The sequence below is a fragment of the Photorhabdus machadonis genome (assembly GCF_052657765.1).
This window is the reverse complement of record NZ_CP199761.1, coordinates 1,591,679-1,614,430: the sequence shown is the minus strand read 5'-3', so window position 1 is coordinate 1,614,430 and position 22,752 is coordinate 1,591,679. Positions and strand designations below refer to the sequence as shown.

Genomic DNA, 22,752 nt, shown 5'->3' with positions numbered 1-22,752 from the left:
GTTATGGGTAACGACAAGGGGTATTACTCATTAAGGTGCGGGCATCCTTGCCCATTATAAATACCTTTAACCGGACAACATCGTCGTCAATAATCCCTTGCTATTCCTGCAATATCACTGATATTACACCGCCTCCGCTTCACAATTCATTGCCAATGCCATACTTAAGGTTTTAGCCAAAATGGTTTTATTTTCACTATCCTCCATCAGGCTAAAATGGTCGCCCGGTACAGATGTTAGCTGGAGCGAAGAATCAGGTACCACCTGCTTCCAGCCTAGCGACGGTTCCATGCTCAAGGAGGGCAATGTCGCTTCCGTCACGAAAGGGATCTGCGGATAAGATTCCATCGCATAGAACTGGTGGAGCGTTATCGCCAAGGCTTGTGGTTCATATTCTTTGACCATTTGCACATAATTTCCCATCTGTTCCCAACGTTTTGCGATCAAGTCAGGACGCAGGTTTGCCGGGTATAGTTCCAGTTGCTGCGCTGCGGCAATAAATTGCACCAAATTCAGTTTATCGATTCTCTGATGCAATACCGCAATCTCCTCTTCATGTTCCCCGCCCGATTGTTTTGCCAGTTCGGCAAGAAATTGGAGTTTCGGTTGAATGACCTGCTGCTTGAAGCAGTGAGGGGCTGGCGTATCAATCAAACCCAGGAAATCGACGGTCTCACCGGCGTTCAAAAGTTGCTGGGCAATGGCATAAGCCAGTACACCACCAGAAGAGTAACCGTAGATCCGGTATCGGCCTTTCGGTTGAACCGCCTTCATAAAGGTGATCATTTTGGCGGCCAACGCTTCAATCGTTGATACCTGCTCTTCATTGATGGACGGCCAGGGCAAAGCATAAATCGGATAGTCTGACTGAATATGTTGAGCCAGCCCGAAAACGTAAGAGTAATCATCCATGCCGCTAGGCACAAAGAATAGTGGCGGTTCCATTCCTGATGGCCGCACAGGTATCGCACTGCTTTGCGGCTGAGACAGTGGATCTAATGTGATTTTTGATACCAGTTCAGCCAGCACAGGGAATTGGAACAGGTTATTCAATGTACACATCAAACCACGACCTGCGGCAAGGTTTATCATCCGCATAGCAAGCAGCGAGTGTCCACCTAACGCAAAGAAATTGTCATACCGGCTTATCTGCTCAACTTTCAGCAATTCACGCCAGATAGCCGCCAATGCGATCTCAACCTCCCCTTGCGGCGCTTCATAGGCTTGATGAGCAAAGGCATTCTGATCAGGTTCCGGCAGTGCCCGGCGATCCAGCTTACCGTTAGGGGTCAGCGGGAATGCGTCCAGACGGACAAAAGCCGCCGGTACCATGTAGTCAGGCAACAGTGCTCTCAGATGGCTATACAAACAGGTAGCCAATCCATCATCCGCCGGTGCCACCACATAAGCCACCAGCCGTTTATCCTGCCCGTCCCCCAGAGCCAGTACGATAGCTTCACGCACCGCCGGGTACTCCGTCAGCCGAGCTTCGATCTCACCCGGTTCAATCCGGAATCCGCGGATTTTAACTTGCTGGTCATTACGGCCAATAAATATCAGGTTGCCATCCGGCAAGTAGCGGGCCAAATCCCCGGTTCGGTACATCCGCGCATCCGGTGTCTGACTAAACGGGTCAGCCAGGAAACGTTCAGCGGTCAGGTCAGGACGATTGAGATAGCCACGCGCTACACCGTCACCACCGAGATACAATTCCCCTACCGCTCCCAATGGGACCGGCTGACCACAAGCATCCAGCAGATAAACACTGGTGTTGGCCGTTGGACGTCCAATAGGCGTTAATGCATCGGTATAATCTGCCGGACAACGCCAAGTCGTGGCACATACCGTGATTTCTGTCGGGCCATAGGCATTGAACAGCGTGGCCCGGCCACGCAGTGCCTGAAGCAGCGCCGCGCTAGGCGCTTCACCGCCCAGTATCAATGTTGGTCTTATGGTTATCTCCGGTAAGTCCGCACCATCCCGCAACAGAGCCGGTGTCAGGCAGGCATGAGTCACCGCCTGTGCTTCCAGATAATGCCAAAGGCGCAGCGGATCCTGACGAACCGTGTCGGCAGGAATATCCAGGGTGGCACCACCACACAATGCCATCATGATTTCCCAGACGCTGGCATCGAAACCAAATGAGGCGAATTGCAACATCCGGCTATGGGAATGAATGCCAAACTGGTTGATTTTATCCCGGATAAGGTTGACCAACCCACGATGTTCAACCATCACCCCTTTCGGCATACCAGTCGAGCCGGAAGTATAAATCACATAGGCCAGATGCCGTGAAGTTAACGCAGGAACCTGCGGGTTGTTGTCCGGCTGATCAGGCAGGGTGTTCGGGTCAAGTACGGTTAATCTCGCAAGCGCGTCTTCACCCAGTGCGGCACACCCGGTATTATCCGCCAGTACTATTAACGGGACAGGATCTAACGGAGCGGCATCATTCAGCATATAAGCCAGACGATCACCCGGATAGGCCGGATCCAATGGTACGTAAGCACCACCCGCTTTCAGTACTGCTAATAGCCCTGTAATCCTTGATGGTGAACGCTTCACACAAATCGCCACCGGTTGATCAGGCTGCACACCCAGTTCAATTAATTGATGAGCCAGCCGGTTGGCACCAGCGTTCAGCTCCGCATAACTGACGGCTTGCTCTTCATAAATCAACGCCGTGGCATCGGGGGTTTTCTCGGCTTGTTGTTCAAACAGTTGATGGATGCACAGCTGGTCAGTATACGCGGTTTCCGTCGCGTTCCAGGTTTTCAGCAGCAAATGCCTCTCGGTTTCAGGCAAGATTTCCAGCATCCGTACCGGTGTTTCCGGGGCCTGTTCAAGTGCCGCCACCAAGCTTTCCAGCGCCTGTTGCATATAATCGCATACCCGCTCCGGGTCAAATGGCTGGACAATTTGCGCAGTTAAACCCAGCGCTTCACCAAAATCTTCCACTGACAGCGTGAACGGATAGTTGGTCCGCTCCTGTGCGCCAAGGAATTCAACACCGTCCATGATTTCATTCGAAGCCGTCGGCAATGCGTTGTGCCGGTAGTTCAGCAAGGTACTGAACAGTGGAGTTCCACCCTGCACCCCACTGCAACGTTGAGCCAACGCCAGTGATGCATGTTCATGTGTCAACAATCCCGCCAGCCGATTGTGTGCCGCCTGTACACTGTCCTGTACCGGCGTGTCATCCATATCCAGCCGCAGCGGTAAGGTATTGATAAACAATCCCATGCCATTGTCTGCACCTTCACCGGCGGCCATGCGCCCGAACAATACTGTGCCGAATACTACTTGTTCCTGTCCGCTGGTACGCGACAATACCTGCGCCCAGGCCAGATGGCACAAGGCGGCCAGGCTCACACCCAGACGCCGGGCCTGACCACGTAAGCGGTCATTCAGCCCGGTGGTCAACATCCGGTGTAATTCTGTCATTTGCGAGCCATCATGATGTACCTCAGTCAATCCGAACGGCAACGTGGGTTCATCCACCTCGGCCAACATGTCGGTAAAGAAGCGAACATGCTGCTCCTGACTTACCCCCAGCCGGGCCTGCGCCACCAGATTGCGGAAGGGTGCCGGCGCAGGCAGGTTGCTTTCCTGTCCGTCAAGCTGTCCATCAAGATAGGCCTGAACTTCGTTGCTCATCACATCCAGCGCGGTATGGTCACCAATCAGATGATGCATCAGTTGCAGTACAATCCAGCGGCCATCAGCCTCCGGTGCCACGACAAAGCGCAGCAACGGTGCCTGTCCCAAATCAATACGATGCCGGCGCGGATCAAAATGTTGAGCTAACTGGTCACTGACCGGTCCATCAGCCGGATCCAGTGTCAGTTCAGTCACTGACAATCGCACTTGACGGCAAACCACCTGAGCAGGAACCGATAATCCTTCCCAGATAAAAGCGGTACGCAGGATGTCATGGCGGTTAATGACCTGTTGAACCGCCGCCAGATAACGGTCCAATAGAGGCCGATCAGCGAAAGCCATCTGGCCAGCCAGCAAATACGGGTCACCTTCGTTTGCCAGTAGATGGTGGAACAGAATGCCGTCCTGTAACGGCGACAATGCATAGATATCCTGAATATTGCTGATCCCGCCCGGTATCTGTTCGACGATGTGATCAATCTCAGGCTGAGTGAGATCAATCAACGGTAACATTTCCGGTGTCAACGCCATCGTTGCCGGTGTAATGACGTTGGCAGGCACACCTTCGCCCTGATTCAGTTTCAAGGTTTGAGCAAGTTCAGACAGTACAGGAGATTGGAACAGGTCACGTACTGCCAGCGTTAAACCCAGATTACGCAAGCGTTCAACCATCCGCACCGCGAGCAATGAATGCCCCCCTAAAGCAAAGAAGCTGTCGTATCGGCTTATCTGCTCAACGCCCAGTAAGTCATGCCAAATAGCGGCGAGTGCGGTTTCCGTGTCCCCTTGTGGTGCCACGTAAATCTGGCGGGCAAAGGCTTCCTCCCCCGGTGCCGGAAGCGCCCGGCGATCCAGTTTGCCATTAGGTGTCAGCGGGAATGCATCCAGACGGACAAAGGCCGCCGGTACCATGTAGTCAGGCAGTGACGCGCTCAGATGTTCACGCAAGTGGTTAACCAGCCCGTCATCCGCTTCTGCTACTACATAAGCAACCAGACGTTTGTCCTGCCCATCACCCAGCGCCAATGCCAGCGCTTCACGTACCGCAGAATGTTCTGTCAGCCGAACTTCAATTTCCCCCGGTTCAATCCGGAAACCACGGATTTTAATCTGCTGGTCGTTGCGGCCAACAAATACCAGATTGCCGTCCGGCAGGTAGCGAACCAAATCCCCGGTGCGATACATCCGTGCATTGGCTGCGTCACTAAACGGATCAGCAAGGAAACGTTCGCCAGTCAGTTCAGGACGATTGAGATAGCCACGCGCTACACCGACACCACCAATATACAGTTCACCCACCGCTCCCAAAGGCACCGGCTGGCCACAAGCATCCAGCAGATAAATACAGGTGTTGGCTGTCGGACGCCCAATAGGAATGAATCCATCCCGATAGTCTGATGGACAACGCCAAGCGCTGGCGCAAACAGTGATTTCTGTCGGGCCATAAGCATTGAATACCGTTGCCCGACCATTCAGTGTCTGGAGCAAAGCCACACTGGGCGCTTCACCGCCCAGTATCAATGTTGGTTTGATGGTCATCGCCGGTAAATCAGCGCCATCCCGCAGCAGGGCGGGCGTCAAACAAGCGTGCGTCACCGATTGCTCTTCCAGATAATGCCAGAGGCGGCGCGGATCCTGGCGAACAGCATCGTCAGGAATAGCCAGGCTGGCACCACTGCCTAATGTCATCATAATTTCCCAGACACTGGCATCGAAACCAAATGAAGCGAATTGCAACATCCGGCTATGGGAATGAATGGCGAACTGGGCGATTTTATCCCGGATAAGGTTGACCAGCCCGCAATGTTCAACCATCACGCCTTTCGGCGTACCGGTTGAGCCGGAGGTGTAAATCACATAAGCCAGATGACGGGAGGTCAATGCAAAAACTTGTGGGTTGTTGTCCGGCTGATCAGGCAATGAATTCGGATCAAGAACAACTTGTTGTGCAAGCATTTGCTCATTTAATGCTGAACGGCCAGTATCATCTGCCAACAAAATAGCCGGCTCAGCATCGGTCAAAATATGAACCAGACGCTCACCCGGATAAGCAGGATCCAGCGGCACGTAGGCACCACCGGCTTTCAATATGGCCAACAGCCCGACTATCCGCGCTGGTGAACTTGCCACGCAAATCGCCACCCGTTGATCCGGTGCGACACCCAGCGCGATAAGCTGATGGGCCAACCGGTTGGCACGGGTATTCAATTCCGCATAGCTAAAGGATTGGTTTTCATATACCAATGCTGTGGCGTCCGGGGCATTCTCTGCCTGTTGTTCAAACAGTTGATGAATACACAGTTGGTCAGGATAGGTTGTTTCAGTCGCATTCCAGGTTTTCAGCAACAATGTGCGCTCCGTTTCCGGCAGGATTTCCAATGTCTGTACCGGCGCTTCCGGTGCCTGTTCAAGTGCTATCACCAGACTTTCCAGCGCCTGCTGCATATAACCACATATCCTTTCCGGATCAAATGGCTGCACGACCTGAGCAGTCAGCCCCAAATCGGAACCACCATCCTCTACCGACAACACAAACGGGTAGTTGGTCCGCTCCTGTGCCCCAAGGAATTCAATACCGCTGATGATTTCATCCGGCGTGACCGGCTGGGTATTATGTCGGTAATTCAACAACGCATTGAACAACGGTGTCCCACTGGCTACCCCACTGCAACGTTGAGCCAGCGCCAGTGAGGCATGTTCATGCACTAATAATCCTGCTAATCGGGTATGGGCGGTCTGTACACTCTCTCGCACCGGGGTTTCATCCATATCCAACCGTAACGGCAGGGTATTAATAAACAGTCCCATGCCATTGTCGGCACCTTCGCCAGCCTGCATACGCCCAAACAACACCGTGCCAAATACCACTTGCTTCTGACCACTGGTACGCGATAACACCTGCGCCCAGGCCAAATGACACAGCACCGCCACGCTGACGCCCAACCGCCGGGCCTGATTACGCAGACGGTTATTCAGTACAAACGTCAACCTCCGGTGCGATTCCGTCACCTGCGAGCCGTCATGGTGGACTTCCGTCAATCCGAACGGCAACGTCGGCTCATCCACCGCCGCCAGCATATCGGTAAAGAAACGGGTATGCTCTGGCTGGCGGGTGCCCAACCGAGCCTGCGCCACCAGATGACGGAAAGGTGTCGAAGCCGGTAAGCTGTCTCCCCGTCCGGTAAGATACGCCTGCACTTCGCTGTTCATCACTTCCAACGTGGTATGGTCGCCAATCAGGTGATGCAGCAGTTGCAGCAGGATCCAGCGGCCATCCGTATCCTGAGCAATGACAAAGCGCAACAATGGCGCCTGACTCAGATCAATACGATGCCGGCGCGGATCAAAGCGTTGGCCCAGTTGATCACTGATCGAACCGTCAACCGGATTGAGTGTCAATTCTGTGATGAATAAGGGTACCTGACGGCAAACCACCTGAGCCGGAGCTGATAGCCCCTCCCAAATAAACGCGGTACGCAGGATATCATGGCGGTCAATCACCTGTTGAACCGCGGCCAGATAACGATCCAGTAAAGACCGATCCGCAAAAGCCTGTTGGGTTATCAGCAGATAAGGATCGCCTTCATTTGCCAGCAAATGGTGGAATAAAATGCCATCCTGTAGCGGTGACAGGGCATAAATATCCTGAATGTTGGTAATCCCGCCCGGAATTTGCTCAACTATGCAGTCAATCTCAGGCTGAGTCAGCTCAATCAACGGCAACATTTCTGGCGTCAGTGTAAGAAAATCCGGTGTAATGCGGTTGTCAGGTACCCTGATTTCACAATGTTGCGCCAGAGACTGGGCCAAAACACTGAGTGTCGGATGCTCAAATAGCGTTTGGACCGATACGCCCAGCCCCCTACGCCGCAAACGTTCAATCATCCTGACAGCCAGCAGCGAGTGACCACCCAGTGCAAAGAAGCTATCATGCCGGCTAATCTGCTCAACCTCCAGCAATTCACTCCAGATAGTGGCGAGCGCCCGCTCAATTTCCCCTTGCGGCGCTTCATAAACCTGGCGGGCAAAGGCATGTTGATCAGGCACCGGCAACGCCCGGCGATCCAATTTACCGTTCGGAGTCAACGGAAAAGTATCCAGACGTACAAAAGCCGCCGGTACCATGTAGTCAGGTAAAATCGCACTCAGGTGTTCACGCAGACTGGCGGCCAGTCCGTTATCCGTTTCTACCACTACATTATTTGCCACTACATAGGCAACTAAACGCTTATCCTGACCATCACCCAACGCCAGTACCCACGCTTCACTCACCGTCGGATGTTCGGTCAGATGCGCCTCAATTTCACCCGGCTCAATACGGAAACCGCGGATTTTAACCTGCTGGTCATTACGGCCAGCAAACACCAGATTACCGTCCGACAGGTAACGGGCTAAATCCCCGGTGCGATACATCCGGGCATCAGCGTCATCACTAAACGGATCCGTCAGGAAGCGTTCGGCTGTGAGTTCAGGGCGATTGAGATAGCCACGCGCCACACCCACACCGCCAATATATAACTCACCTACTGCGCCCAGCGGCACCGGCTGACCCTGTTTGTCCAACAGATAGACACGTTTGTTCACTGTCGGTCTACCAATGGGAATTAATCCTCCCGTATAATCTGACGGGCAATGCCAGGTGATGGCACAAACGGTGATTTCCGTCGGGCCATAGGCGTTGAACAAATCTGCCCGGCCGCACAATGTCTGAAACAGAGCAGTAGCCGGCGCTTCTCCTGCGAATACTAATGTGGGTTTTATGGCTATCGCCGGCAAACCCGCACCATCGTGAAGCATGGCCGGTGTCATGCAGGCGTGCGTCACCCCCTGTTCTTCTAGGTAATGCCAGAGACGGTGCGGGTCTTGCCGGATTGTTTCAGCAGGAATAACCAGCATAGCCCCACTGCCCAGCGCCATCATGATTTCCCAGACGCTGGCATCAAAGCCAAATGAGGCAAACTGCAACATCCGGCTGGTTACACCAACATCAAACTGGGCAATTTGTTCCAGCGTCAGGTTAACCACACTCTGATGTTCAATCATCACCCCTTTCGGTCTGCCGGTGGAGCCGGAAGTGTAGATCACATACGCCAGATGCCGTGAGGTGAGTTCAGGAACCTGTGGGTTGTTGTCCGGCTGATCCGTCAGGGTATTCGGATCGAGCACGGTTAGCATCGCCAGTGCTTCTTCACCCAGTGCCGTCCGCCCAATGTTGTCCGCTAGCAAAATCGTTGGCGCGGCATCAGTGAGCAGGTAAGCCAGACGTTCACCCGGATAAGCCGGATCCAATGGCACATAAGCCCCACCCGCTTTTAACACCGCCAGCAATCCCACGACTCTCTCCAGTGATCGTGTCACACAAATGGCTACTGGTTGGTCTGGTATTACACCTAATGCAATCAGCTGATGCGCCAGCCGATTGGCACGGGCATTCAGTTCGGCATAGCTGAGCGTCTGATTTTCATACCTTACCGCTATGGCGTCCGGGGTCTTCTCCACCTGTTGTTCAAACAACTGATGAACACACAACTGTTCAGGATACGGCGCTGTGGTGGCATTCCAGGTTTCCAGCAATAACGTCCGCTCAGTGGATGACAAAATATCGACGGTCGTGACTGATTGCTGAGGATGGTTCACCATCGCCCGTAATAGGGCCTGCAAATAGCCGACCTGCCTTTCAATCGTTTCAGGATCAAACAGGGCAGAAGAATAATTCAGCTCCCCAACAACCTCACCCGCTTTTTCGGTCAATTCCAGTTGCAGATCGAATTTAGCAATATCGTATCCCTGTACAACTGGCGTCACCGCTAATCCCGGCAGTTGCCACTGTTCGGTGTCACTCTCCTGCCAGGCAAACATCACCTGAAATAGCGGGGTATGCTCCGGTCTGCGGGGCGGTTGTACGATCTCAACCACCTGCTCGAAAGGCAGGTCCTGATGCGCCTGTGCGCCCAGTGTCGTCTGCCGCACACGCTGGAGCAGTGTGACCATATCCGGTGTACCGGACAAATCAATGCGCAACGCCAGGGTATTGACAAAAAATCCGATCAGCGGTTCGATCTCCCGCCGGTTGCGGTTGGCGCTCGGTATACCGATCACCAGATCCTCCTGCCCGGACAGGCGCGACAATAATGCCGCCCAAGCGGTCAGCAATGTCATAAACAATGTGGTACCGTGCTGTTGCCCCAACTGTTTCAGGGCCTGTACCAACGTGGCATCAATCTGCACCGGTATCCGGCCACCGGTAAATGATTGCCGGGATGGACGGGGCCGATCTGTCGGCAATTCCAGCAATACCGGAGCATCAGCCAGCGTGCGGTGCCAGTAATCACTTTGCACCCGTAACCCTTCACCAGAGAACACCTTACGCTGCCAAACAGCATAATCAGGATATTGAATCGCCAAGGGCGGTAATGGATCAGGCTGTTCATTTAAACAGGCCGCATAAAGTGCACCCAGTTCTGATTTCAATATCTCTAAAGACCAACCATCGGACACAATGTGATGCTGAGTCAGCAAGAAGACGTAATCCTCATCGGCCCGTTGTATCAATGCGCAACGGATTAAAGGACCACGGGCAAGATCAAACGGCGTTTCTGTTTCCTGTGCACACAGGCGCTTACGTTGTTCATCCACTTCAGGCGCGTTACGCAGATCGTATTGTTTCACCGGCAGACCAAATTCCGCCGGTAACAGTTCAACCTGAGGCTGACCGTCAACCATGATAAAAACTGAACGCAGCGCTTCGTGGCGGGCAAACAGATGATTCAGCGCCTGCTGCCAGGCGGTAATATTAAGCTGACCACGCAGGTGCAGTGCCAGCGGAATATGATAGGTATCACTGACGCCATCAAACTGCGCCAGGAACCACAGACGCTGTTGAGCGAATGACAATGGTAAGGCGCTATTACGGGATACGGGAATAATCTCAGATAATTTATTCCCTCCCACATTGCGCTGGGCGCAGATCCTCTCCGCAAAGGCCGCAAGTGACGGTGACGTAAATAAGGCAACCAGCGGCAGTTCAACATCGAAAGCGGCGATACGGTTCATAACCCGTACCGCCAACAATGAATGCCCCCCCAACGCAAAGAAGTTGTCATGTCGGCCTATCTGCTCAATGCCTAATAATTCACACCAGATAGCCGCCAGTGCAGTTTCTGTCTCCCCTTGTGGTGCAGTGTAAACCTGACGAACAAAGGCATTCTGATCCGGCACCGGTAGCGCCCGCCGATCCAGCTTACCGTTTGGCGTCAGCGGAAAGGCATCCAGACGCACAAAAGCCGCCGGCACCATATAATCAGGCAAAATAGCACTCAGATGTTCACGCAAACAGGCCGCCAATCCGTTATCTTCTTCTGCCACGACATAAGCGACCAGACGTTTGTTCTGCCCGTCGCCCTGCGCCAGCACCCACGCTTCGCGCACCACAGGATATTCTGTCAACCGGGCTTCAATTTCACCCGGTTCAATCCGAAATCCACGGATTTTAACCTGCTGGTCATTACGGCCAACAAACACCAGATTGCTATCCGGCAAATAACGGGCCAAATCCCCGGTGCGGTACATTCTCGCATCAGGGACATCACTAAATGGATCGGCCAGGAAACGTTCGTCAGTCAAGTCAGGGAGATTGAGATAGCCGCGCGTCACACCGGCACCGCCAATATACAGCTCCCCCACCGCCCCCAATGGCACTGGCTGACCATAGTCATCCAGCAAATAAACCCGGGTATTCGCCGTCGGACGTCCAATAGGTGCCAACACATCGGTATAGTTTGACGGACAGTGCCAGTGGGTGGCACACACGGTAATTTCTGTCGGGCCATAGGCATTGAACAGCCTGGCCCGGCGGCTCAATGTCTGGAGTAGCGCCGGGCTGGGCGCTTCACCGCCCAGTATCACGGTCGGCTTTATCGTCAGCGCCGGTAAATCAGCCCCATCCCGTAGCAAAGCCGGAGTCAAACAAGCGTGCGTCACCGCTTGTTCTTCCAGGTAATACCAGAGGCGGTGCGGATCCTGACGAACCGTGTCGGTCGGAATAGCCAAATCCGCTCCACCGATCAGCGCCATCATGGTTTCCCAGACACTGGCATCGAAACCAAATGAAGCGAACTGCAACACCCGGTTACCGGAATGAATACCAAACTGGACAATTTTATCCCGAATAAGATTAACCAGCCCACGATGTTCAACCATCACCCCTTTGGGCATGCCGGTAGAACCGGAGGTGTAAATCACATAGGCCAGATGACGGGAAGTCAGCGCCGGTACCTGCGGGTTGTTGTCCGGTTGATCAGGCAAGGTATTTGGATCAAGCAGAGTCAGCCCGGTAAGCGCCTCCTCGCCCAACGCGACCCGGCCGATCTCATCAGCCAATATGATTGAGGGGGCCGCATCATTCAGAATATGCGCCAGACGTTCCCCCGGATAAGCCGGGTCCAGCGGCACATAGACACCACCGGCTTTCAGCACCGCCAACAACCCCACTACCCGCGCCAGTGAGCTTGCCATGCAGATCGCCACCCGCTGATCCGGCGTGATTCCCAGAGCAATCAGTTGATGGGCCAGCCGATTGGCATCAGCATTCAATTCGGCATAGCTCAGGGTCTGTCCTTCATACAGCAACGCTATGGCCTCAGGCGTTTTTTCTACCTGTTGTTCAATCAACTGATGAATACATAACTGCTCAGGATACGGTGTTTCGGTCGCGTTCCAGGTTTCCAGCAATAACGCGCGTTCCGTTTCAGGCAAAATGTTCAGTGCCCGTACCGGCGTTTCCGGTGCCCATTCCAGCGCTTCTGCCAGACTTGCCAGCGCCTGTTGCATATAACCGCATACCCGATCCGGTTCAAACGGCTGTACTACCTGCGCAGTCAGCCCCAGAGTAGAACCCCCATCCTCTACCGACAACACAAACGGGTAGTTGGTCTGCTCCTGTTCGCCCAGGAATTCGATACCCGGTACAGACTCATGAGAGATCAGCGGCGGCTCATTATGCCGGTAGTTCAACAGGGCACTAAACAGTGGCGTGCCGCCCGCTACCCCACTGCAACGCTGGGCCAGCGCCAGTGACGCATGTTCATAATCCAGCAATCCGGCCAGCTGGGACTGTGCCAGCCGTACACTGTCGTGCACCGGCGTGTCATCCATATCCAATCGCAGCGGCAAGGTATTGATAAACAGCCCCATACCGCTGTCAGCCCCTTCCCCCGCCGCCATGCGCCCAAACAACACGGTGCCGAATACCACTTTCTTCTGCCCGCTGGTCCGGGACAGCACCTGCGCCCAGGCCAGATGACACAATGTTGCCACACTGACGCCCAGACGTTTCGCCTGCTGACGAAGGCGATCGTTTAGCTCCGGCGATAACATCCGGTGCGATTGTGTCACCTGCGAACCATCACGATGCACCTCGGTCAGGCCAAACGGCAGCGTCGGCTCATCCACGTCAGCCAGCATGTCGGTAAAGAAGCGGGTATGCTCTGCCTGATTGACATCCAGCCGGGCCTGCGCCACCAGATTGCGGAAAGGTGCCGGTACCGGCAAGTTGTCGCTCTGCCCGGCAAGACAGACTTGCACTTCGTGGTGCATCACGTCCATTGTCGTATGGTCGCCAATCAGGTGATGCTGCAATTGCAGCACATGCCAGCGGCCATCGGTTTCCTGCGCCACCACAAAACGCAACAATGGGGCTTGACTCAGATCAAAACGATACTGACGCGGGTCAAAACGGTGAGCCAATTGCTCGCCAACCGGCCCGTCAGCCGGATCCAAGATCAGTTCAGTGACCGATAAAGGTGCCTGACGCCAGACCACCTGCGCCGGTGTAGATAATCCCTGCCAGATAAACGCAGTCCGCAGGATAGCATGGCGATCAACCACCTGTTGCATCGCCACCAGATAGCGGTCCAGCAACGCCCGGTCAGCAAAAATCATCGGATAGGCCAGCAGATAAGGATCGCCTTCCTTCGCCAGCAGATGGTGGAACAAGATACCGTCCTGCAACGGCGACAGAGCGTAGATATCCTGAATATTGGCGATCCCGCCCGGCACCTGTTCAACAATGTGGTCAATCTCAGGCTGGGTCAGATCAATCAGCGGCAACATCTCTGGCGTCAACGCCGTGGTCGCTAATGTGATGATATTGGCCGGCACCACGACAACCTGATGTTGCTCCAATGTTTGGGCCAGTTCTGATAGCACCGGGCTCTGGAACAGGTTACGGGCAGCCAGTGTCAATCCCAGGCTGCGCAAGCGTTCAATCATCCGTACACCGAGCAGAGAATGACCGCCCAATGCAAAGAAACTGTCATGTCGGCTAATCCGCTCAATACCCAGTAATTCGCGCCAAAGGGTCGCCAGAACAATCTCCATCTCTCCTCGCGGCGCTGCATAAACCTGACGAGCGAAGGCGTCCTCCCCCGGTGCCGGCAACGCCTTACGATCCAATTTACCATTCGGCGTCAAGGGGAATTCATCCAGACGCACAAAGGCCACCGGTACCATATAATCCGGCAACCGCGCACTCAGGTGTTCACGCAGGCGGGCAGCCAATCCGTCATTCTCTTGGGTCAGCACATAGGCAACCAGTTGTTTGTCCTGCCCCTCCCCTAACGCTAGCACCACGGCTTCACGTATCGCCGGATATTCCACCAGCCGGGCCTCAATTTCCCCCGGTTCAATCCGGAAACCGCGGATTTTCACCTGCTGGTCGTTACGGCCCAGGAATTCCAGATTGCCGTCCGGCAGATAACGGGCCAAATCTCCGGTTCGGTACATACGCGCATTCGGTTTATCGCTAAATGGATCGGTGAGAAAGCGTTCAGCGGTCAGTTCAGGGCGATTGAAATAACCGCAGGCCACGCCGTCACCCCCGACATAAATCTCACCGATTATCCCCAATGGTGCCGGCTGACCGTCAGTATCCAACACATAAATCCGGGTGTTGGCAATGGGCCGACCAATAGGAATAGAAGTCATCCCCGATGTTAACGCGTCAATATGGTAGGTCGTGGTAAACGTGGTTCCCTCACTCGGGCCGTAAGCATTCAACAACTGTTGTGGCGGGTTCTTACGCAGCACTTGAGCAATGACATGCGGATCGAGGACATCGCCCCCGACCAACAACATTTTAAGTTGAGGCAACACCGGGGATAGCTCCGCCGCCAGCCGGTTAAACAGCCCGACACTCATCCACAGAACTGTAATGCGATGCGCCTGTAATGCCCGGACAAAATCCCGCGGCGTCAGCAACGTAGTATGATCAATAACCACTAGCGCAGCACCGTTGAGCAATGGTGCCCAAACTTCGAAGGTGCTGGCATCGAAAGCCGGGTTAGCCGCGAAAGCAATCCGGTCATTGGGGTCGATGTCAGCATAGCCATTATTGATGACCAGCCGGACGACCGCCCGGTGAGGCACGATGACCCCTTTTGGTATCCCCGTCGAACCGGAGGTATACATGATATACGCCGGCCCCGTGCTGGAACCCAATAACTCAAGATTGCAACGCTCTTCTTCCCGGATCGGTTCTGTCTCGGGGGTAAGACGGAGCCGTGGGACACCCAAGTCAGTTGGGATCTCCGTCTGTATATCCGTCAGCAGTAATTTGGCGGCACAATCGTTTATCAGCCAGCTTTTTCGCTCATTCGGTACGTTAGGATCGACGGGGACATAAACCGCACCAGCCTTAAGGATAGCCAATTGAGCCACCACCAGTTCAACCGAGCGCTCTAACAGGATCGCCACATGGTCATTCGGGTAAATTCCCTGTTCAATCAGTTGACAAGCCAGCCGGTTGGCCCGGGCGTTCAATTCCGCATAACTCAGGATCTGATCCCCGGCGATTAGCGCCGTGGCGGCCGGGGTTTTCTCTGCCTGTTGTTCAAACAGCTGATGGATACACAGCTGGTCAGGATACCCTGTTTCAGTGGCGTTCCAAGTTTCCAGCAACAATGTGCGTTCAGCCTCAGATAACACATTAAACTTTCGGACAGATATGTCGTCACTCTCCGTTTCTGACGACACACTCATTAACCCCGCGCCAAGGGTATTTTCCTTTCTGGCAATTCTCTCTTTCATCTGCTTACTACCTCAACGAATCTATTGGATATTTGAAAACGGTTATTCCCAGTAACCATCACAAATGTTTTTCTTTGACTTTTCGGAAAAATAACAACGGGCACACCAGGCATCAAAAGAGACTCCAGCAATACTTTCTCTCAGCTGTTGGATGTAATAGCCCGGTTAACATCCGCATAATTAACAATTTTGCGACGATAATTTTCCTGACAACGGAATAAATGGTTCATCAGATGAACCGAAATAAGGCATTCCATTTTTTTCCTGTTTTTTAGATAAGCGTCTTTGATTTACGTCAATTTTTTATTGGCCGACGCTGAATTCCACAACTAAATAAAAATGGATCTATTGAATATATCTACTGGCATGAGCGCTAAGTCCTTGCTGTATTTTGTCCATTTAGTATTAATATCTGATTGAAATTATTTCAGATAAAACCAGGTGTTTATAAATATCAATCCCCCCAACAACCAAGCAACGAGAAAACCCAATAAAAATATTAGTTATCATGGTGTTACAATAAATATATGCATATTTCCCCATATAAAATATAAACTAACTTAACGACATATTATTTTATAATAATCAAATTATACAACTAATGTAAACGCTAATTACATTTAACACCGGAATGAAACAATTTCAAATAAATACTAATTTTTGTATATATTCCCTTGTAATAATAGAAAAACATTATGAATATGAAAATAAATTGAATTTAATACCTTAAATAAATAATATCAAAATAAAAAATAACATAACTCATTACTTATCCAAATATATATTTTATTTCTATTGATGGAAGAATGAGTCACATGAAACCCCAGCTTTCAGCCAATATCTATAAATGGACAGTACTTTAGCCTGATAAATATGAATATAAAAAAACAAGCTGACTATAATATTAATAATATATATCTATTAATTCTGTCAGTTCGGTATAATTTCATTAAAAACTATTCGGTATGTAAAGATTAAGAAGCTCACGCGATTATAGATGTATGCCGAAAAGGCACACGTGTTGACGTTAATTGCTTATATGCCATCATGGTACCTAGTCGCAATAACAGCGATCTTTGCCAAAGAAGGTGAAACAGGAGAGCATAAATTAAAGCCAGGACTCTTCAAGATCGGAAAAATAGCCGAAAATCTGATAAGAGTATTGATGATGTTTTATATCGTTATCGACATTTGGTCGAAAATGCGTTTGCCTGAATAAAACATTTTCGAGCTATTGCAACAAGATACGATAAATCAGCAAGAAATTACGCTAGTATGTCAGCACTGGCATTTGTCATTATATGGCTGCCAATGTGGGCAGAATAAATAATGATGAACACAAAACGTCAACATCCCCTAGCAACATGGATAAAACGAATTTTGCGCAAAGAGCTGCTGGCACGTGGTATTGAACCGAAAGGTTGAATCATTTTGAAATACTGGCGAATGAAGAACCCAAAGTTATTACCAATCCACAGTTTTTGACATGGGGAAGCTTGGTCGCGATTTGATACTGTTTTCCCTCAAACATTGTGTTGAAGCGACTGGTAGTAAGTTGCGTCTCGATATCGAGTTGCCCTACAGGCTCGTACTACAGATTCAAAGGAAAAATGGGTAAATTGGATAAACTACAGTCATATCTATGACGGTTAGTTATGTAAAAACTTTTCAATAGATGAAACACAATTACCGCTTCATTTATTGCGCGAATAAGGGAAATTTATCGCGCGCGGCATCATGTACCAAGCGCGCCCAATATATTCAGGCGAGTTCGGCTTCCTGTTGTTTTGACTGTTTTTTCTCGCCTTTTCGCATCCAGCCATAACCGAGTTTGGTGCCTTGAGTCGGGTGAACCGCGTCAAGAAAGAGGATGGGGTCGTCTTTCGCCGCGACTTTAAGATTTTCATCATATTCAATAAATTGTCGCTGTTTTTCTGCCTCGAATTTATGAGGGACGCCGTAAGGTTTTTTATAAGAAAAACCCTGACGGTGTAGCCATTTATTCATGCCGGGAATGCTAAAGGTCATATTCCAGAGCTGAGCAACATAGGCCACGATTTCATGGGTGTGATGGAAAAGATGTTGAGATAAGTGATTGATTAAAAAATCAGTTTGTTCTTGAGAAAGTCAACTATCAGACCCCCATTATCAGATTGAAGTTTCCCCTGATTGCGGTAATCACCGATATGGCGGTCAACGGTGGTCTGATGAAGTCGCAATGCCTGGGCTATCATCACAGACCTCCCCCCTTCAGAAGCCAGAAGGATCGCTTTTATTCTGTCTCGTACCTGACCATCACGAGTGGTGTCGTGAAGACGTCCAAGTTTGATTTTTTGTTCTGATGTAATAAATATTTTCATAGCCAGGATAATGATCTCCATTTCGGATAAAATCAAGCATCTTCAATGATTACGGGTATAGATAAGGTATTAGCCGCAGGATTTAATGCCTGGAGTAATAAATGAGCATTCATGATCTCACCCTGTGCCTTCCCTACTGTTATTTTAATTAATTCGTTATTTTTGAAAAAAATAGCTATAAATATAAAAACCCTTAACCTTTGCTTAACTTTCTTATAAAGGTAATTTGTATGGTCAGGATAAGATGCTCAATATTGAGCATCTTATCCTGACCATGAGTTAGTTTTTTCATTCAGCATGTCCTTCACCAGCGCCCTATTGACACAAAAGTGTGACGCTTATTTCTTGATCCGCTTTTGCCTGTCACTTGATCCTGCCAGTCCGGTAATTTCCCCGTTCATGAAAAAAAACAGTTTACCGCCGAGCCACCTAAGCTGAACAACATCAGTGAAGCCAACGTACTTACCCGCGAACTCTGGGGTATATTCCGTGAATACGAAGATCGGCTACGCAGGTTTAATTGTTCAAAACGCACATCACTGGTAAAGCTCACCATCGAGACAAGAAAGGGCATAAATGGCAAGTTCATGCTCGTGGGCTTGTCTATGAAGGCATCAAGACCCACAAACATTGCCGTCATTGTGCTTGCTCCTTCAACATTCCCCAAAGCTGACGGTGGAGATCAGCGATCACCTTGTACGTGCCCTTCACTGCCGGTTGCTCAAGGGTTTTGAACGTCCACAGAGCTAAGAGCAGGCTGGAAAGCAATGCAACGACTAACGGGATGTTGTGGCTATTCAAGTAAACGGCGTAGCCATTTAAGCAGGCCCCTGAAGGACCCGACTTTCACTCACTGCTCAACAGGTGCCTCATTTTGTTAACCATGATAGCCCGTCGTTGCTGTGTACGGTCATTGTTGCCCTCTTACGCTCGATCTGTCTGCCAGCCCTTCGCTCCACGATCATTACTCGCTTCATGACTACATTTGATTTCTCAGGTTTAAAACCAGAGAGGGTAAGCGATATACCAATGGTATTAAAATCAAAGTCCATTTCTTTAATCATTTTTAATACTGCTAAATGCTATTTTTTCACTATCCGGTTAATCCTATTAAATATTTTAATCTAATCCCATGTTTTGTTATTTGGTTAGTTCCGTTACCTTATTAATCAATTTAAAACCCCTTTTTCATGATGTTTTCCCTGATTAAAGCAGAATGCCGGATAAAAAAACCAGCACTTTTTTAATAATTTTAGATGTATGCCATCATCATTTAAAAGCAGGAATACAGAGAGATAAAAGCGTTTATATCAAGGGCGGATTTAACGCAGTAAATACAACTTTTCAAAAGAAAAGTTAATGGCATTTAATCGAAAATTATTAACCATCAATAGAAAACCGAAAAGAAATCCGCACGTAAAAGAGCATTATCCGAACAGACAGGTATTTAAGTACTTTTTCTCCGGTTATTTCATGAAGAAAATCATAAAAATAATGCAATAAAAAGGGGATAAACCGGTTAATCTAGCAGGATCTAAGCCCTGAGAAAAGGATTGATTATTGGAAAACACAGAAAGGGGTGTAACTTATTAAAACTGCGGGTAAAACAGCATTAGTAAAGATAAAAAGTGGGTATGATTAGCGTTAGTTAAACGTAAAACACGATGGCTAATGATGATTAAACTTAATAAAAAGCAGGTATTAAAAGCGGTAAAAACAACGGTGAAAATGTTATACCGATTAAAACTATAAATTAAAACAATAGTTTTTAATAACAGTTTAAAACCTGCTCTGGTTTTATGGGTATTTCCATTAAGGGCCTTGGAATGTGATATTTATGACCGCACCTTTAATCGGTAGGCACCGGTTTGTTTACAGGCGGGACAAAATACCGGATCGCCTTTACAGGCAACCGACGATTGTTGGTTTACTAAACCAGAGCCCTTTAAAACATCGCCTCCGGTTGTGGTGGTATCACCTTTAAGGATAATTTTTTTTCCTTCTACCACACTTCGCATGATTTACTCCGTTGGATTTTCCGCTTCTCGTATTAAATGCCAGATCGTTGTGCCCGACTCCGCCCCCTGAACATCAAAAGCCATCGCGCCCTGCGCAAAGAAATACTGCTTGTTAGGGATGCTGTCGGTTCGCCAGAATCCGCTGACTAGCGCAGGATTGTTTCCCTTTAGAGGGGTCACATGCAGAGGTCCACGATCATAACGGGCGTACCAGGCCAGTGTGGACATATCATCAAAATGACCGGCACCATAGAAGTGCAGGGAATCACCTTCTCCCGGCACAAACCGTATCGGACGTATTAGCTGGTTAATGGCAAAGTAACTCTCCGGGACACTGCCCGGCAGCGGTGTCAAGTCTGGGTATTCACCAGCGCGGATCATCAGGCCATCGCGATAAGGGCTAATTACCACATCCGGGTAGCGGGCCAGCGTTTGACGTATCCAATGTTCCCCACCCAATCGTCCTACAAAGCGTTTGGACAGCAGGGTGATCCAGTTCATGCTCCGTATCGAGTGGGCATAATCATCCAGTGTGGTATGAACTGTAGAGTTGACTTGCAGGGTCGGGTAGCGTAAGGCCAGTTGGTACTCTAAGGGAAAATAATCATAGTAGTCTTTGGGCAGGGCCAGACAATAACCACAGTCTCCCCAGTCAGGTTCGAGTTGTTCACACAGAAAGTCCAGCCATGCCATAAAACGAATCATGCCATCTTGCTCTTTCAGATAATCCCAAGGCAATACCAGACTCAGGTAAGCGCTACTGTCGTCACCATCAATTTCATCGGAATCCAGATAACGCATCAGATAATGAGGTGCCTCATCTTCATTTTTAGCATCACTGACAACCCAGCCACAAGGCTGATTTTTTTTCCTGGCGAGAATGCCTTCCTCTATTTTAATAATATTTTCCGATGAATATTTGCTTAACCCTTTCAGTGAATGGCTATGAAAACGCAGATGAGTACCAAATTCTTCGCGAAAGCGGCGATAACAGGCCAGAATGCGCTGTTTTTTCTCCTGAGTGTAGCCCTGTTTAAAAAACAGGGTTATCGAGAGGCCCAGACGGGAAACAGTCAGTCCATCGCCATTGATAAAAAGAAGAACGGGTAGCAATCTGGATATAATCTTTCTCTTGGTCTTCAGTAAGTTTATCACCCGGAAATTTCACCTCAATTAACATCTTCAGATTATCAGGGTGCACAGAACCATCAAAGTAAGTGGCATTTCTGCCCGGCCAGCGGAGAGCGTCCTCTTTAACCAGAATAATATCGGGGCGGCGAATACGCTTAACACCAAATTTCTCCGCATCGGCGGCAGAAGGCCGGGCAAACGGATTACTGGATTGCGGTAAATTATCACCATAACGCTGCTTAGAAACTTGACTGGTCGCCAGCATGGGCAGAGGAACATCCTGCTTTCCTCTGATAGCAAACCACCACTTCCGCTTTATAGGACCATAAAAAGTCATGTTTAAGCTCTTCAACCTTAATCAACCCACTCATAATGATTTGATTAAGAAAGCGGATCGCCCCCTGTTTAGTCACAATCATCGCCGGCAGACGCAGGGCATATTCAGCTTTTTCCGCCAAATAGCAGGGGTCTTCATCGGCCGGAAAGACCCCGATTTCCATCGTACAGTTAATTGAGGTAACGGCCGGGCACATTTTACCGCTGTTGGATATTGTCATACTTATTTCTCCGTAAATTCCATAACATACTCTACCGGCGTATTACCGCTGGCTCGGTATACGGTTTTCTTCGGTTTCGGTGGGGCTTCCGGTGAACTCAGTTGCAGATTTTCTTCAACCTTACTCTGTACAGTCACGGTTCTGCCCAGCGCGTCGGTTTTACCGGAAAGGGTCTGCCCGTCAGCGGTGGTGATAGTGTAGAGGGTATCCACCAGCGGCTTACCGCTCTGCTCCTGTCGCCCTGGAATGAAAATGACATCGTTTGTCAGTGTTGTCCCTTCGCCGCCGTCGTTTGACGCAATAGGCTGCCGCCCATGATGAGTGACAGAGAGCACCTGCCAGCGGCCATTAAACGAATAATCACGTAAATAGCGCCATACAGTGCTTCTTCATATTACCGAGCCGGTGTTTCAACTTTATGGCTCTGAATACAAAAATAGTTCCAGCCTGTTCCGTAGTGAAAGCAGAAAACTAAGTCACTTAATACGTGGCATTTGTAGAGAACAATAAACAGCGTCCAGCTGAGTAGCGTGGAAATAAATAATAGAGAATTTCGCACTCTGAATTCTAGGACCACAAGATCACGATATTTATCATATAAACATGATAAAAATGCGATACATATCACAAAAAATAACCAATTCATCACTGTTCATCGTATGAAATGAATAAAAATCACCGTAAATTTTCGCCTGATGCGGAAGAAATATAAAACCCCAAAAGCGTCAAGATATATGTTTTAAATATTATATTTCTATTTGAATTCGGTGACCGTCTTAACGATCACCTTTAATTGAATAGTAATGAGATAAAATGGTGTGCAGAATTAATTGAGCAACTAACTGACCAATAACTCTTCTTTATACCGCAGGGCGAAATCTCACATTTTTAGCATAGATATTATGGGTAAAAACCAGAGCGGTAGCTTACTTTTTATGAAAG

The 22,752-nt window shown here is 50.0% G+C and carries 5 protein-coding genes and 4 pseudogenes; 2 read left to right on the top strand and 7 right to left on the bottom strand.

What is annotated here, in order from left to right; all coding sequences use genetic code 11:
* Positions 1-123: 123 nt before the first annotated feature.
* Entirely contained in the window at positions 124-15,744 is a 15,621-nt protein-coding gene (locus ACUN2T_RS08005) for an amino acid adenylation domain-containing protein (RefSeq protein ID WP_445497013.1), read from the bottom strand.
* A gap of 997 nt (positions 15,745-16,741) precedes the next feature.
* On the opposite strand from ACUN2T_RS08005, the gene ACUN2T_RS08000 reads away from it, so the two are divergent.
* Together ACUN2T_RS08000 and ACUN2T_RS07995 are read left to right on the top strand one after the other, a co-directional pair.
* On the top strand, positions 16,742-16,963 hold the full coding sequence (locus ACUN2T_RS08000; RefSeq protein WP_445498003.1) for a hypothetical protein: 222 nt from the start codon (positions 16,742-16,744) through the stop codon (positions 16,961-16,963).
* Positions 16,906-17,070, top strand: a pseudogene (locus ACUN2T_RS07995) (transposase); the annotation flags it as partial. The gene ACUN2T_RS08000 and the pseudogene ACUN2T_RS07995, both read left to right, overlap by 58 nt.
* A 418-nt stretch (positions 17,071-17,488) precedes the next feature.
* Here the strand turns inward: ACUN2T_RS07995 and ACUN2T_RS07990 are convergent.
* The 6 genes and pseudogenes from ACUN2T_RS07990 to ACUN2T_RS07965 form a co-directional block, all read right to left on the bottom strand.
* A pseudogene (locus tag ACUN2T_RS07990) lies at positions 17,489-18,104 on the bottom strand (IS630 family transposase); the annotation flags it as partial.
* Positions 18,105-19,963: 1,859 nt separating this feature from the next.
* A pseudogene (locus ACUN2T_RS07985) lies at positions 19,964-20,122 on the bottom strand (PAAR domain-containing protein); the annotation flags it as partial.
* A 3-nt stretch (positions 20,123-20,125) separates the two neighbouring features.
* Entirely contained in the window at positions 20,126-21,235 is a 1,110-nt protein-coding gene (locus ACUN2T_RS07980) for a DUF3396 domain-containing protein (RefSeq protein ID WP_445497012.1), read from the bottom strand.
* Positions 21,156-21,518 carry a VRR-NUC domain-containing protein gene (locus tag ACUN2T_RS07975; protein ID WP_445497011.1) on the bottom strand — a complete coding sequence of 121 codons (363 nt, stop codon included), beginning with the start codon at positions 21,516-21,518 and terminating at the stop codon, positions 21,156-21,158. Before ACUN2T_RS07975 ends, ACUN2T_RS07980 begins: the two co-directional genes overlap by 80 nt.
* Positions 21,493-21,810: a hypothetical protein gene (locus tag ACUN2T_RS07970; protein WP_445497010.1), complete on the bottom strand. Its 318-nt coding sequence runs from the start codon at positions 21,808-21,810 to the stop codon at positions 21,493-21,495. The genes ACUN2T_RS07975 and ACUN2T_RS07970 overlap by 26 nt, the downstream gene beginning before the upstream one ends.
* Before the next feature lie 2 nt (positions 21,811-21,812).
* A pseudogene (locus ACUN2T_RS07965) lies at positions 21,813-22,043 on the bottom strand (type VI secretion system tip protein VgrG); the annotation flags it as partial.
* Positions 22,044-22,752 lie beyond the last annotated feature (709 nt).

What these genes read in the sequence shown, in the direction of transcription:
- ACUN2T_RS08005 (WP_445497013.1), bottom strand. Translation starts at nt 15,744, where the DNA reads ATGAAAGAGAGAATTGCCAGAAAGGAAAATACCCTTGGCGCGGGGTTA.
- ACUN2T_RS08000 (WP_445498003.1), top strand. Translation starts at nt 16,742, where the DNA reads ATGTATGCCGAAAAGGCACACGTGTTGACGTTAATTGCTTATATGCCA.
- ACUN2T_RS07975 (WP_445497011.1), bottom strand. Translation starts at nt 21,518, where the DNA reads ATGCTGGCGACCAGTCAAGTTTCTAAGCAGCGTTATGGTGATAATTTA.
- ACUN2T_RS07970 (WP_445497010.1), bottom strand. Translation starts at nt 21,810, where the DNA reads ATGACAATATCCAACAGCGGTAAAATGTGCCCGGCCGTTACCTCAATT.